General features: G+C 70.9%; 14 protein-coding genes. 5 read left to right on the plus strand and 9 right to left on the minus strand.

All coding sequences use genetic code 11. From position 1 onward, the window contains the following. Nucleotides 1–153: 153 nt before the first annotated feature. Nucleotides 154–792, plus strand: coding sequence for a phosphoribosylglycinamide formyltransferase (purN, locus tag RT323_RS04345; RefSeq protein ID WP_396171920.1), 639 nt, complete (start codon nucleotides 154–156; stop codon nucleotides 790–792). After that, nucleotides 789–2,345, plus strand: a complete 1,557-nt coding sequence (gene purH, locus RT323_RS04350; RefSeq protein WP_313405322.1) for a bifunctional phosphoribosylaminoimidazolecarboxamide formyltransferase/IMP cyclohydrolase — start codon at nucleotides 789–791, stop codon at nucleotides 2,343–2,345. The genes purN and purH overlap by 4 nt, the downstream gene beginning before the upstream one ends. Here the strand turns inward: purH and RT323_RS04355 are convergent. Further along, nucleotides 2,317–3,000, minus strand: a complete 684-nt coding sequence (locus RT323_RS04355; protein ID WP_313405323.1) for a TetR family transcriptional regulator — start codon at nucleotides 2,998–3,000, stop codon at nucleotides 2,317–2,319. The two genes, purH and RT323_RS04355, sit on opposite strands and share 29 nt — an antisense overlap. Nucleotides 3,001–3,132: 132 nt before the next feature. Here RT323_RS04355 and RT323_RS04360 point away from each other — a divergent pair, with 132 nt between their 5' ends. Both RT323_RS04360 and RT323_RS04365 read left to right on the plus strand, forming a co-directional pair. Further along, nucleotides 3,133–3,996: a bifunctional methylenetetrahydrofolate dehydrogenase/methenyltetrahydrofolate cyclohydrolase gene (locus RT323_RS04360; protein WP_313405325.1), complete on the plus strand. Its 864-nt coding sequence runs from the start codon at nucleotides 3,133–3,135 to the stop codon at nucleotides 3,994–3,996. After that, nucleotides 3,993–4,259 carry a DUF3017 domain-containing protein gene (locus tag RT323_RS04365; RefSeq protein WP_313405327.1) on the plus strand — a complete coding sequence of 89 codons (267 nt, stop codon included), beginning with the start codon at nucleotides 3,993–3,995 and terminating at the stop codon, nucleotides 4,257–4,259. Before RT323_RS04360 ends, RT323_RS04365 begins: the two co-directional genes overlap by 4 nt. Before the next feature lie 55 nt (nucleotides 4,260–4,314). Here RT323_RS04365 and RT323_RS04370 read toward each other — a convergent pair whose 3' ends face one another. The 6 genes from RT323_RS04370 to guaA all read right to left on the minus strand — a co-directional run bounded on the left by RT323_RS04370 (nucleotide 4,315) and on the right by guaA (nucleotide 9,857). Beyond that, nucleotides 4,315–5,304, minus strand: coding sequence for a malate dehydrogenase (locus RT323_RS04370; RefSeq protein ID WP_313405329.1), 990 nt, complete (start codon nucleotides 5,302–5,304; stop codon nucleotides 4,315–4,317). A 73-nt stretch (nucleotides 5,305–5,377) separates the two neighbouring features. Further along, nucleotides 5,378–6,025, minus strand: a complete 648-nt coding sequence (locus RT323_RS04375; protein WP_313405331.1) for a hypothetical protein — start codon at nucleotides 6,023–6,025, stop codon at nucleotides 5,378–5,380. A 9-nt stretch (nucleotides 6,026–6,034) separates the two neighbouring features. After that, nucleotides 6,035–7,294 carry an RNA polymerase sigma factor gene (locus RT323_RS04380; RefSeq protein WP_313405333.1) on the minus strand — a complete coding sequence of 420 codons (1,260 nt, stop codon included), beginning with the start codon at nucleotides 7,292–7,294 and terminating at the stop codon, nucleotides 6,035–6,037. A 2-nt stretch (nucleotides 7,295–7,296) separates the two neighbouring features. After that, the gene (locus RT323_RS04385) at nucleotides 7,297–7,665 is read right to left on the minus strand and encodes a YciI family protein (protein ID WP_313405335.1); all 369 of its coding nucleotides are present in this window, start codon (nucleotides 7,663–7,665) and stop codon (nucleotides 7,297–7,299) included. Nucleotides 7,666–7,722: 57 nt separating this feature from the next. Continuing rightward, nucleotides 7,723–8,145: a DoxX family protein gene (locus RT323_RS04390; protein ID WP_313405337.1), complete on the minus strand. Its 423-nt coding sequence runs from the start codon at nucleotides 8,143–8,145 to the stop codon at nucleotides 7,723–7,725. Nucleotides 8,146–8,270: 125 nt separating this feature from the next. Then, entirely contained in the window at nucleotides 8,271–9,857 is a 1,587-nt protein-coding gene (guaA, locus tag RT323_RS04395) for a glutamine-hydrolyzing GMP synthase (RefSeq protein ID WP_313405339.1), read from the minus strand. A gap of 219 nt (nucleotides 9,858–10,076) precedes the next feature. Here guaA and RT323_RS04400 point away from each other — a divergent pair, with 219 nt between their 5' ends. Further along, nucleotides 10,077–11,315 (plus strand): DUF222 domain-containing protein, encoded by a 1,239-nt coding sequence (locus RT323_RS04400; RefSeq protein WP_313405341.1) that lies wholly within the window; start codon nucleotides 10,077–10,079, stop codon nucleotides 11,313–11,315. Nucleotides 11,316–11,334: 19 nt separating this feature from the next. On the opposite strand, the gene RT323_RS04405 is transcribed toward RT323_RS04400, so the two are convergent. Next, nucleotides 11,335–12,366, minus strand: coding sequence for a hemolysin family protein (locus RT323_RS04405; protein ID WP_313405343.1), 1,032 nt, complete (start codon nucleotides 12,364–12,366; stop codon nucleotides 11,335–11,337). Continuing rightward, nucleotides 12,363–13,724: a hemolysin family protein gene (locus RT323_RS04410; protein ID WP_313405345.1), complete on the minus strand. Its 1,362-nt coding sequence runs from the start codon at nucleotides 13,722–13,724 to the stop codon at nucleotides 12,363–12,365. The genes RT323_RS04405 and RT323_RS04410 overlap by 4 nt, the downstream gene beginning before the upstream one ends. Nucleotides 13,725–13,754: the final 30 nt, after the last annotated feature.

Raw genomic sequence — 13,754 nt, forward strand, 5'->3', positions numbered from 1 at the left:
TCGGGCTGCTGCTGGAGACGTCTCGCGGCGCCCTGGGCCCCGGCCTGCTGCAGTCCGCCGGGCCGCCGGGCGGACAGGGCCTGCTGATCGCGGTGCCGTTGCTGGCCGTGGGCGGCGCCCTCGGCGCGATCGCGGCCCACTATCGTTCTGATCGTGAGCGCCCCGCGTCCTGAACCCGCCCGCATCGTGGTGCTGGTGTCGGGATCGGGCACCAACCTGCAGGCCCTGATCGACGCCGCCGGCGACCCGGCGTACGGTGCCCGCATCGTCGCCGTCGGGGCCGACCGTCCCGACATCGAGGGGCTTCGCCGGGCCGAGCGTCACGGCATCGAGACCTTCGTGGAGCGTGTCGCCGACCACCCTGACCGCGCAGCCTGGGACGCCGCACTGGCCGCCGCCGTCGCGGCCCACGAGCCCGACCTCGTCGTCCTGGCCGGTTTCATGAAGCTGACCGGCCCGGCGTTCCTCGCCCGCTACGGCGGTCGCACGGTCAACACGCACCCGGCCCTGTCGCCCTCGTTCCCGGGGATGCGTGGGCCGCAGGACGCCCTCGAGTACGGCGTCAAGGTCACCGGCGCCACGCTCTTCGTCGTCGACGCCGGCGTCGACACGGGCCCGATCGTGGCCCAGGTCGCCGTCCCGGTCGAGGACGACGACGACGTCGAGACCCTGCACGAGCGCATCAAGACCAGCGAGCGCGCCATGCTCGTCGAATGGGTGGGCCGCCTGGCCCGCGAGCCCTTCACGATCGACGGCCGCCGCATCCGCTTCCAGCCGAAGGAACTGTCATGAGTGAAACCCGACCCATCAAGCGCGCCCTGGTCTCGGTGTACGACAAGACGGGACTGACCGAGCTCGCCCAGGCGCTGCACGCAGCGGGCGTCTCGATCGTCTCGACCGGGTCGACGGCGAAGACGATCGAGTCGGCCGGCGTCCCCGTGACGCCCGTCGAGCAGGTCACCGGCTTCCCCGAGTGCCTCGATGGTCGCGTCAAGACACTGCACCCCCGCGTGCACGCCGGCATCCTGGCGGACCTGCGCCTGCCCGACCACGCCCGCCAGCTGGAGGAGCTCGAGGTCGAGCCGTTCGACCTCGTCGTCGTGAACCTCTACCCCTTCCGCGAGACCGTCGCCTCGGGGGCCACGCCCGACGAGGTCGTCGAGCAGATCGACATCGGCGGACCGTCGATGGTGCGGGCCGCCGCGAAGAACCACCCGAGCGTCGCCGTCGTGGTCTCGCCCGACGCGTACGGCGCCGTCACGGAGGCGCTGACGCAGGGCGGGTTCACGCTCGAGCAGCGCAAGCGCCTCGCGGCCCGAGCGTTCGCCCACACCGCGGCGTACGACGTGGCCGTCGCCTCGTGGTTCTCCTCGGTGTACGCCCCGGCCGACGACGAGCAGTTCCCCGCCTTCGCCGGCGCGACCTGGGAGCGGTCCGCCGTCCTGCGCTACGGCGAGAACCCGCACCAGCCCGCCGCCCTCTACACCGACGGCACGGGCGGCCTGGCCGCGGCGGAGCAGCTGCACGGCAAGGAGATGTCGTACAACAACTACCTCGACACCGAGGCCGCTCGCCGCGCGGCGTTCGCGCACGAGGACGCCGCGGTCGCCATCATCAAGCACGCCAACCCGTGCGGCATCGCGGTCGGCTCCGACATCGCCCAGGCGCACGCCCGCGCCCACGCGTGCGACCCCGTGTCCGCCTTCGGCGGCGTGATCGCGGCCAACCGTCCGGTCTCGGCCGAGATGGCCCGCCAGGTCGCCGACGTCTTCACCGAGGTCATCGTCGCCCCGGACTACGAGGACGGCGCGATCGAGATCCTGCAGGGCAAGAAGAACATCCGCATCCTGCGCTGCCCGGCGCCCACGACGGAGTCCCCGATCGAGTTCCGGCCGATCAGCGGCGGCGTCCTGCTGCAGCAGCGTGACCGCGTCGACGCCGACGGCGACGACCCGACGACGTGGACGCTGGTGGCCGGGAAGCCCGCCGACGACGCCACGTTCGCCGACCTCGTGTTCGCGTGGCGCGCGAGCAAGGCCGTGAAGTCGAACGCGATCCTGCTGGCCAAGGACGGCGCGTCGGTGGGCGTCGGCATGGGCCAGGTCAACCGCGTGGACTCGTGCCGCCTGGCGGTCGAGCGTGCCGGCGACGAGCGCGCCCGCGGTGCCGTGGCGGCGTCGGACGCCTTCTTCCCCTTCGCGGACGGGCCGCAGATCCTGATCGACGCCGGTGTCGCGGCGATCGTCCAGCCGGGCGGTTCGGTCCGCGACGAGGAGACGGTGGCAGCGGCTCAGGCCGCCGGGGTGACGATGTACGTCACGGGGACGCGTCACTTCTTCCACTGACGTCGAACGCGCCGCCCAACGTGGCGAGGGCGTCTCGCGCGCCCTCGTCGCCGATGAGGTGCCCGACCATGAGGTGCCGCAGCGCGCGCACGAGGGCGGTGGCCTCGTCGCGGTCGTCATTGACCCCGGCCGAGCGGCGCAGGGCGACGCCGGCGATGACGGCGACGAAGTCCTCGGCCAGGCCCTGGGGGTCGGCGATCCCGACCTTCGTCAACAGGCCCACGAGCACGTCGGTGCCCGCGGAGAGCGCCTTCACGGCGGCCGGGCGCAGCTCGGGGTCACGGGCCGCGCCCAGGATCACCCACAGCTCACGAGCCGCGGTGTCCGGTGTCCGGATCTCGAAGATGCTGGAGACGAACTGCGCCGCGGAGTCACGGGTGGCCAGTGCCGCCAGCGTGGCCGGATCGGCGTCCGCGAAACCCTCCATCGTCTCGGTCCACTGGTCGATGTGGTGAGTCAGTGCCTCGCGCAGGAGGTCGTCGATCGTGGCGAAGTAGTAGGTCGTCGTGGCGGCCGGCAGTCCGGCGGCCGCTGCCACCGCGCGGTGCGTGACCGCACGCGAGCCGCCCTCGACGAAGAGATCCAGTGCGGAACGCAGCAACGCGTCGCGGCGTTGCCGACTTCTCTCCTGTGACAGCTGGGCGCGGGGGACCATGTCCCGGATCCTAAACGGACCGGCCTTGTCCCGGCCGCGGTGCCCGTATGCCGACCCTCGTCCACCCCGCATCTGCGCACGACCGCCAGTGGTGCCGCAGGTTCCGGGACGGGACCATGGAAGACTCGGACCGTGACCGCCCAGACCCTCGACGGCAAGGCCGTCGCCGCCACCATCAAGTCAGAGCTGCGTGAGCGCGTCGATGCACTGCGTGCCCGCGGCATCATGCCGGGACTCGGCACGATCCTGGTCGGCGACGACCCGGCCAGTCAGTGGTACGTCGGCGCCAAGCACAAGGACTGCGCCGACATCGGCATCGAGTCGATCCGGATCGACCTGCCCGCCGACGCCACGCAGGCCGAGGTCGAGGCCGCCGTGGACCAGCTCAACGACGATCCCGCCTGCACGCTCTACATCGTGCAGCTGCCGCTGCCGAAGGGCCTCGACGAGAACGCCGTCATCGGCCGCATCGACCCGGCCAAGGACGCCGACGGCCTGCACCCGACGAACCTGGGCTGGCTGGTGCTGGGCAAGCCCGCTCCGCTGCCGTGCACGCCGCGCGGCATCCTCGAGCTGCTGCGCCGCCACGACGTCGAGATCGCCGGGAAGCACGCCGTCGTCGTCGGCCGCGGCATCACCGTGGGTCGCCCCATGGGCCTGCTGCTGACGCGCCGCAGCGAGAACGCCACCGTCACCCTGTGCCACACCGGCACGCAGGACCTGGCGGCGGAGGTGCGCCGCGCCGACATCGTCATCGCCGCTGCGGGTGTGCCGGGCATCATCACGGGCGACATGGTCAAGCCCGGCGCCGCCCTGCTCGACGTCGGCGTCAGCCGCGACGAGCACGGCAAGATCGTCGGCGACCTCGCACCCGATGTGTGGGACGCCGCCGGGTGGGTCACGCCGAACCCCGGCGGGGTCGGCCCCATGACCCGCGCGATGCTGCTGAGCAACGTCGTCGACTTCAGCGAGATGGTCGCCGGGGACGCGGGGTGAAGCTTCCCCGGAGCAACGGCTCGCGGATCTACCTCCTGCACCTGCTGGCGGTGGCCGTGGGCCTCGCGCTGATCGCCACGGGCCCGTGGCGCGCCGGCGTCATGCTGATCGGCGTGTCGTTCCTCGTCGCCGCGGCGTTCCGCACCGTGATCCCGCTCAACCACACGGGGATGCTGCGCGTGCGAGGCAAGGTCTTCGACGTGGTCTGGATGGGATTCCTCGGCGCCTCGCTGGTGGTGCTGGCGCTCATCGTCCCCTCCTGACCAGTGCATGACGAAAGGGCCGCCCCATCGGGGCGGCCCTTCGTCGTGGGGTGGCTCAGATCAGGCCGAGCTGCGTGACGGCGTCGCGCTCCTCGGCGAGCTCGGCGACGCTGGCGTCGATCCGGGCGCGGCTGAACTCGTCGATCTCGAGGCCCTGGACGATCTCCCAGTCACCGTTCTTCGTGGTGACGGGGAACGAGCTGATGAGGCCCTCGGGCACACCGTAGGAGCCGTCGGAGGCGACGGCCATCGAGACCCAGTCGTTCTCGGCCGAGCCGCGCAGCCAGTCACGGGCCGCGTCGATCGTGGCCGAGGCGGCGGACGCCGCGCTGGACGCGCCACGGGCCTCGATGATCGCCGCGCCGCGCTTGGCGACGGTCGGGATGAAGTCGTTCTCGATCCAGGCCTGGTCCCCCACGACCTCGGCAGCGTTCCGGCCGGCGATCTCGGCATGGAAGATGTCGGGGTACTGGGTGGCCGAGTGGTTGCCCCAGATCGTCATCTTGCTGATGTCGGAGACCTGGGCGCCGGTCTTGGCCGCCAGCTGGCTGATGGCGCGGTTGTGGTCGAGGCGCGTCAGGGCGGTGAACCGCTCGGACGGGATGTTCGGCGCGTTCTTCATCGCGATCAGGGCGTTGGTGTTGGCCGGGTTGCCGGTCACGCCGATGCGGATGTCGTCGGCCGCGACCTCGTTGAGGGCCTTGCCCTGCGCCGTGAAGATGGCGCCGTTGGCCTCGAGCAGGTCGCCGCGCTCCATGCCCTTGGTGCGCGGGCGCGCACCGACGAGCAGGGCGAGGTTCGCGCCGTCGAAGATGTGGTTCGGGTCGTCACCGATCTCGACCGAGTCCAGCGTCGGGAACGCGCAGTCGTCGAGCTCCATCACGACGCCCTCGAGCGCCTTGAGCGCAGGCGTGATCTCGAGCAGGCGCAGCTGGATCGGGGTGTCCGGGCCCAGCAGCGAGCCGCTGGCGAGACGGAAGAGAAGGCTGTAGCCGATCTGGCCGGCGGCGCCGGTGACGGCCACCTTGACAGGAGAGGTGCTCACGTCGATGTGCTCCTTGTGTGGGGTGCTTGCCTCGAAACTAGCGCAGTGCGATCCGGCCGCCACCACCGCCCGGTCAGAGGTCGTCGGTCTCGTTGTCCAGCGAGATCCAGTCCTTCGACTCCTGGACCTGGGTCGAGCCGCCGCGCGTCACGTGCAGCGATCCGTCGACGGCGTGCAGCTCGTACCGCGTGTCACCGTCCTTGGCGACATAGACGTCGCGGCGCCAGTCGTAGGAGCCCGAGAGGTCGAGCGTTCCCTCGCCCGACGGGGCGACGACGACGCGGAACCGGTCGCCCACCGCGTCGCGGCCGCAGATCGAGGTCTTCGCATCGGCGGTGGTGGACTTGTAGAGGATCACCGGGTAGTCGCCGCCGCAGGCCAGCGACAGGCCGTCGTCCTTCGCCTGCTCCTTCGTGACGGGCGTCTGGCCGCAGTCGGGAAGCAGGCTGTCGCCCTGGGTGCCGTCGGCGTTGAACTTGGTGTCCTCGTCCTCGCACTCCTTGACGGTGGGCTGGGTCGTCGGCTCCGTGGTGGGCTCCGGAACGGGTGCCTGCCGGCTGGGATCGGCGGTCAGGACCGGGTCGCTCGGCGCCGTCGTGGGCGGGGCCGCCGCCTCGTCGTCGGACCCTCCTCCGGACGACAGCATCGACCACCCGAAAGCGCCGAGGGTCGCCACGATCGCCACCACCAGCAGGACGGGACGTGCAACGCTCCAGTTCACCTCGACAGCCTAACGAGTGCCGCCGCGGTGGACCGAACCCGCCGCCCGAGCCAGCAGCAGCTCCCGCTCACGTTCGTTCGTGGCCAGGCCGGCCGCCTCGAGGAACTCGGCCCGTGCCTCCTCACGGCGACCCAGCTGCTCGAGCAGGTCGCCCCGCACACTCGGCAGCAGGTGGTACCCCGCGAGCGCGGGCACCGTCCTGAGGTCGTCGACGATGGCGAGTCCGGCCGCCGGCCCACGCGCCCGGCTGACGGCGACCGCCCGGTTGAGCTCGACCACGAGCGAGTCTGTGGCGCGGGCGAGCCGCTCGTACAGTCCGGCGATGCGCTCCCAGTCGGTCTCGTCCACCGAGCGCACACGGGCGTGCTCCCACGCGATCGCGGCCTGCAGGACGTACGGCCCCGAGCCGCCGAGCCGGGTCGCGACCTCGAGCGCCGCGGCGCCCCGCGAGATCACCGTCCGGTCCCAGCGCGAGCGGTCCTGGTCACCCAGCAGGACGGGTGCTCCGTCCTCATCGATGCGCGCGGCGAGCCGCGAGGACTGCAGCTCCAGCAGCGCCAACAGGCCGTGCACCTCGGGCTCGCCCGGCGCGACGGAGGCGAGGATCGCGCCGAGCCGGACCGCCTCGTGGCACAGGTCGGGCCTCGTCCAGTCCCCGCCCTCGGTTGCGGAGTGACCCTCGTTGAAGAGCAGGTAGATCGCCGCCATGACCGATGCGAGCCGCTCGGCGCGCTCGGGTCCGGCGGGTTCCTCCATCGCCGCATGGCCGTCGGCGAGCGTGCGCTTGGCGCGCGAGATCCGGGACGCGACGGTCGACTCCGTGGACAGGAACGCCCGCGCGATCTCGCGGGTGCTGAGCCCCGCCACCAGCCGCAACGTCAGCACGGTGCGGCTGTCGGGCGTCAGTGCCGGGTGGCAGCACGTGAACATGAGGCGCAGCACGTCGTCGCGCACGTGCTCGTCGGTCAGCGCCTCGTCGAACTCCGCCTCGTAGGTCTCGCTCGTGCCGGCCCCGACCTCGGCGTAGGCCCGCAGCTGACGCTCGCCGGCACGGAACTGGTCGATCGCGCGGCGCTTGGCCGTGCTCATGAGCCAGCCGGCGGGGTTGTCCGGGACGCCGGTTCGCGGCCAGGCCTCCAACGCCTGGGCCAGTGCCTCCTGGGCGAGGTCCTCGGCCCGGTCGACGCTGCGGGTGATGCGCAGCAACGCGCCGAGGAGGCGCGACGACTCCTGTCGCCACACCTCCTCGACCACGCGGGTCTCGTCCATCGTCAGGGCGCGGGCGCCTCGAACAGGCCGCGGACCTCCACCCAGCCCTCCCAGCCGGGCCACGCGTCCCGGTGGACCTGGAGGAAGGCCTCGGCCTTCTGCACGGCCGTCTCGAGGTCGGGCAGGTCGTACAGCGCGTAGCCGCCGACGAGCTCCTTGACCTCGACGAACGGACCGTCCGTCGTCGTGAGCGAGTTGCCGGCGAGGGTCACGATCGCGCCGGCGTGCTCCATCGGCAGGAGTCCGCCGGCCTCGACGAACGTCCCGTCGGCCGTGGCCTTCGCCTGCAGGGCACCGATGGCGGCGAACAGCTCCATCGGCGGCTCGGCGGTCGGTCGGTTGGTCTCGTGGACCATGGTCATGAACTTCATGGGGTTCTCCTTGTTTCGGGTGTGATCGTTCCGGATGAGTGACGGGTCGGGCAAGGGTCAGGCGCGCAGGAGCGTCCGCAGCCGGGCGTCGCGCGGCCACGCGCCGGCCCACACGAGGACGGCGGTGAGGATCGCGAAGACCGTGTTGAAGGCGGGCTGCTCGGCGATGAGGTTCACCGCGACCGCGCCGCCGAGGTACGCCGTGATCAGGACGACGGCCATCGCACGCGTGCGCGGGACCAGGTAGCCGACGACGAGGATGCCCAGGACGGCGCCGCAGACCGGGATCACGTGATCGGGGATGCCGAGGTCGGCGCTCGCGTCACGCACCTGCTCGACACCCAGCAGGTGGGTCACGGCGTCGAAGCCGAGGAACGCCGTGACGAGTGCCGTCACGATCCAGCCGGCGCGCTGCGCGGCCGCGCCGGGCGTCGTCTCGGTGTCAGGACGGGCGGGTGCGGGTCGGGTGTGGGTGGTCATGTCGGTCTCCGTTCGCTCGGGTGAGGTGTGCTCTCACCCGTATGTCGCGCGAACAGGGACGTTCTTGACATGGCCCCCGGAACTTTTTTCGGAGCAGTGTGGTCAGGCGCGTGCGCCCGGACCCGTCACTCCCACTCGATGGTTCCCGGGGGCTTGCTCGTGACGTCGAGGACGACGCGGTTGACCTCATCGACCTCGTTCGTGATGCGGGTCGAGATCCGCTCGAGCAGGTCGTACGGCAGACGGCTCCAGTCGGCCGTCATCGCGTCCTCGCTGGAGACGGGGCGCAGCACGATCGGGTGGCCGTAGGTGCGGCCGTCGCCCTGCACGCCGACCGAGCGGACGTCCGCGAGCAGCACGACGGGGAACTGCCAGATCTCGGAGTCCAGGCCCGCGGCCGTCGTCTCCTGCCGCACGATCGCGTCGGCGCGCCGCAGGATCTCGAGCCGCTCGGGCGAGACCGCGCCGACGATGCGGATCGCCAGGCCGGGACCGGGGAACGGGTGCCGGCCGACGATCGCCTCGGGGATGCCGAGCTGACGGCCGACCTGGCGCACCTCGTCCTTGAACAGGGTGCGCAGCGGCTCGATCAGGCTGAACTCGAGGTCCTCGGGCAGGCCGCCGACGTTGTGGTGGCTCTTGATGTTGGCCGCGCCCTCGCCGCCGCCGGACTCCACGACGTCGGGGTACAGCGTGCCCTGCACCAGGAACCTGACGGGCGCGCCCGGCGTCGCCATGATCTCGCGCTCGGCGGCCTCGAACGTGCGGATGAACTCGCGCCCGATGATCTTGCGCTTCTGCTCGGGGTCGGTGACGCCGTCGAGGAAGCCCAGGAACTGGTCCTTGGCGTCGACGACCTTGAGGTCCACCCCCGTGGCGGCCACGTAGTCCTCGCGGACCTGCTCGGCCTCGCCCTCGCGCAGCAGCCCGTGGTCGACGAAGACCGCGGTGAGCTGGTCGCCGATCGCCCGCTGGACCAGCGCGGTCGAGACGGCCGAGTCGACGCCGCCGGACAGCGCCGAGATGACGCGCGCATCGCCGACCTGCTGGCGGATCAGCTCGACCTGCTCCTCGACGATGTTGGCAGGCGTCCAGCTGGGCGAACAGCCGGCGATGTCGAACAGGAAGTGCTCCAGGATCTTCTGGCCGAACTCGGAGTGCATGACCTCGGGGTGCCACTGCACGCCGGCGAGTCCCCGCTCGACGTTCTCGAACGCCGCGACGGTCGCGCGATCGCTCTTGGCCGAGAGGGTGAAGCCTTCGGGCTCACGGACGACCTCGTCGCCGTGGGACATCCAGCTGACGAGGCTCTCGGGGAGGCCCTTCAGCAGTGTGCCGGGCTCGAGCACCGAGACCTTGGTGCGGCCGTACTCGCGCTGACCCGTGCGGGCGACCTCGCCGCCCAGGGCCTTGGCCATCGCCATGAATCCGTAGCAGATGCCGAACACGGCGGTGCCCGAGTCGACCAAGCCGACGGGCAACTGCGGCGCGCCGTGCTCGTAGACCGACGACGGTCCGCCCGAGAGGATCACGGCCTTCGGGTTCTTGGCCAGGATCTCCTCGCTGGTCGCCGTGTGGGGCATGATCTCGGAGAAGACCTTCGCCTCGCGGACACGACGCGCGATCAGCTGCGCGTACTGCGCGCCGAAGTCGACGACGATGACCGTGTCGTGGTGGGTCTCGGCAACGTGCTCAGGAGTCTCGGGGGCCACGCGCCGAGTCTAGTGCGGCCCTGCTGCCGGGTCGGAATCGAGCACCGCGATGGATCTGTTCCCGCGCTCACGATGTGGACTTCTTATTGTGCTTCGTTGTTTCACCCAATACGATGGGAACATCAGTTCGAGTGAATCGGGGGATTCGTGGACGTCATCGGTGGGCTCAGGTCGGGGCAGCGGTTCCTGGCGTCTGCGCGTGCCCGTGACCTCGAGTCCTTGACCCCGGATCAGGTGGCGGCTGAGGCGGCTGCGGTGCAGTCGCTGGAGCGTGAGGCGGCGGCGTTGAAGATGGCGTTGTTCGCGGTCGCCGAGCAGAAGAAGGCCCATCAGGGCACCGGCGCGGTCGACATGACGGCGTTGGTCGCGAACGGGTCGGGGATCACGCGGCGTGAGGCGACCAAGCAGATCAAGCTGGCCACCCGGATCGAGACCGCACCCCAGGTCAAGAAGGCGCTCGCGAAGCCGGGCATGTCCACGGCGAAGGCCGCGATCGTCACCGGCGCCCTCGACGAGCTACCCAGTGATCTGACGGCCGCGCAGCGCGACCAGGTCGAGACCGAACTGGTCGAGGCCGCCCAGGAGATGACGGCCGACCAGCTGACCCGCAAGGCCAAGCGCGCGATCGAGACGCTCGACATCAAGCGCGCGGACGACATCGAGAACAAGCGCCTCCAACGCGAGGAACACGCCCAACGACGCCTGTCGGAGTTCTGGATCGGACGACCCGACGAGCAGACCGGACTGGTCAAGTTCGGTGGCAAGACCGACGCCCTGACCGCCGACATGCTGCGCGCGGTGATCGATTCGAAGACCAGCCCCCGCAAACGGGCACTGGCCCAGGCCGAGACGACAGGACTTGAGACGGCTCCGGTCGAGGACCGCCGTGACATGACGCCGGCCGAGAAGGCGGGCGAGGCGTTCGCCGAGATCATCCGCCACCTGCCCGCCGAGTCCTTCGGCAACCACGGCGGCGTCAACGCCGCGCTCGTTGTCACGATCGACGAACAGTCACTGCGCGGCCAGACCGACCGGGCCGGGGTCACGGAGTTCGGCACCAGCATCAGCGCCGGCGAACTCCGCATGATCGCCTGCGGGGCTGGGATCCTGCCCGCCGTCCTCGACGGAAACTCAGTCCCGTTGGACGTCGGGCGGACCAAGCGGTTCCACACCCAGAAGCAACGCATCGCGCTGGCCCAACGCGACCAGGGCTGCGCCTACCCCAGTTGCGACCGACCACCCGGCTGGTGCGAGAGCCACCACGCCACCCGATGGTCCGACGGCGGACACACCACCGTCGACGACGGCGTCCTGCTCTGTGGACACCACCACCGACACGTCCACCAGGCCGACATCCCGATCCGGTTTGCCGACCGTCACCCCGAGTTCCAGATCCGCGGCACCTGGCAACACAACCACCGCTACCGACCCCGCCAACGAGAACTCATCCCCGCCTGACCGGCGCTGGGCGCGCCGGTCAGACCTGCTCGCGGATCTCGCCGACGAGCTCCTCCAGCACGTCCTCGAGCATCACGACTCCGAGCACGACGCCGGACTCGTCAGCCACGCGCGCCATGTGCGAACCGCGGCCCTGCATCGTGCGCAGCGCGTCGTACAGGGCGGTGGTCTGACCGACCGTCGCCAGCGGCCGCAGCCACTTGTCGGCGATCGGGCGCGTGCGCGAGGCGTCCTCGGTCTCCAGGACGTCCTTGATGTGCAGGTAGCCCGTCAGCTCACCGTCGTCGCCCGCGACGGGGAAGCGCGAGTAGCCGGTCCGGGCGCACGCCTCCTCGACCTCGATCGGGGTGGAGCCGGGCGCGATCGTGACGAGTCCGTCGCGCGGCAGCAGCACCTGCGCCACCGTGCCGTCGTGGAAGTCCAGCGCGCCCGTGACCAGCCCGTACTCGTCGTCGTCGAGCAACCCTTCACGACGGGACTCCTCGACGAAGCCGGCCACCTCGTCGTGCGTGAACGCCGAGGCGACCTCGTCCTTGGGCTCGATGCCCACGACGCGGACCGCAGCGTTGGCGATGGCGTTGAGCGACACGACGAGCGGCTTGAGGACCGCGATGACGCCCAGCATGAACGGGCCCAGGATCAGCGCGGCACGGTCGGGCGCCGCGAGCGCGATGTTCTTGGGCACCATCTCGCCGTAGACGACGTGCAGGAAGACCACCAGGGTCAGCGCGATCGCGAACGAGATGGGGTGCACGAACGCGTGCGGGACGCCGAAGTACTCGAACACTGGCTCCAGCAGGTGGGCGATCGCGGGCTCGCTGATGGCACCGAGGCCGAGCGAGCAGATCGTGATGCCCAACTGGGCGGCCGCCATCGCGAGCGTGACGTTCTCCATGGCCTTGAGCGCGAGCTTCGCGCTGCGCTTGCCGGCCTGGGCCTCGGGCTCGAGCTGGGTGCGGCGTGCCGAGATCAGTGCGAACTCAGCCGCCACGAAGAGCGCATTCAGGATCAGCAGGACCAGGGTCAGGGCCAGAGCCGGCCAGCCGCTCATCGGTCGGTCTCCTCATCGGTGGAGTCGATCGTCATGGCGATGCGATCGATGCGCCGACCCTCGAGCCGCTCGACGGTCAGGTGCACGGTCAACGGCTCGGGATCGTCCTCGTCGTCCTCGGGCGTCGGATCGACCTCGAGGGTGACCACGTCGTCGCGCACGGCCAGGCGGCCGAGCCGCTCGAGGACGAGACCGGCGATCGTCTCGTAGTCCTCGCTCTCGGGCAGCGAGACGCCCGTCTGCTCCAGCACCTCGTCGGGGCGCAGCAGGCCGGACAGCGACCAGGTGCCGTCCCGGCGGTGACGGCTGCGGTCCGAGAGCCGGTCGTGCTCGTCGGCGATGTCGCCCACGATCTCCTCGACGAGGTCCTCGAGCGTGACGACACCGTCGGTGCCCCCGTACTCGTCGACCACGACGGCCATCTGGTTGTTCTGGTCCCGCAGCTGCACCAGCAGAGGGTCGAGCTCGAGCGTGTCGGGCACGGTCGCGGCGGCCTCGGCGATCTCCGAGAGCCGCACGATCCGGCGACGGTCGGGCTCGACGGCGACGGCCTGCTTGACGTGCACGACGCCGACCACGTCGTCGGGCGAGCGGCCGATGACGGGGAACTTCGAGTGCCCGGTCTGGCGGGCGGCCTCGATCAGGTCGAGCGCCGTGTCGCGCTCCTCGAGGAAGTGGACGCGGACACGCGGCGTGCGCACGTCCGCGGCCGTCCGGTTGCCGAACGCGATGCTGCGGGCGACGAGCTCGGCGGTCTCGTCGTCGATCGAGCCCTCCTGCGCGGAGCGCAGCACGAGCGACTGCAGCTCGAGCGGCGAGCGGGCGGAGCGCAGCTCCTCCTGCGGCTCGACGCCGAGCGCCTCGAGCGTGCGGTTGGCCATGTTGTTCAGGCCACGGATGGGCCAGGCCATCGACCGAGTGAAGATGCGCTGCAGGAGCTGCGTCTTGGCGGCGGTCTGGCGCGGGAGCGACAGGGCGAGGTTCTTGGGGATGAGCTCGCCCACCAGCATCGTGACGATCGTGCTGAGGAACAGCGCGATCGCGTAGGACGCGGCACTCAGGCCACCGCCGGACAGGCCGAGCGAGGTGAGCGGGTCGTGCAACAGCCGTCCGATCGCCGGCTCGGCCAGGAAGCCGATCGCCAGGTTGGTGATCGTGATGCCCAGCTGGGCACCACTGAGCTGGGTCGACAGGGTGCGCAGCGCCTTGAGGGTGCCCTGGGCGCCGCGATCGCCCCCGGCGGCGTCGCGCTCGATCGTGGCGCGGTCGACCGTGACGAAGGAGAACTCGGCGGCGACGAAGACACCGCACGCGAGCATGAGCAGGAAAGACGTGAACAGCAGGAGCCATTCGGTCACGATGGGCGGGTCCTCGTGTCGGGGAACTGG

The organism is Aeromicrobium sp., assembly GCF_032084975.1.
GTDB lineage: Bacteria > Actinomycetota > Actinomycetes > Propionibacteriales > Nocardioidaceae > Aeromicrobium.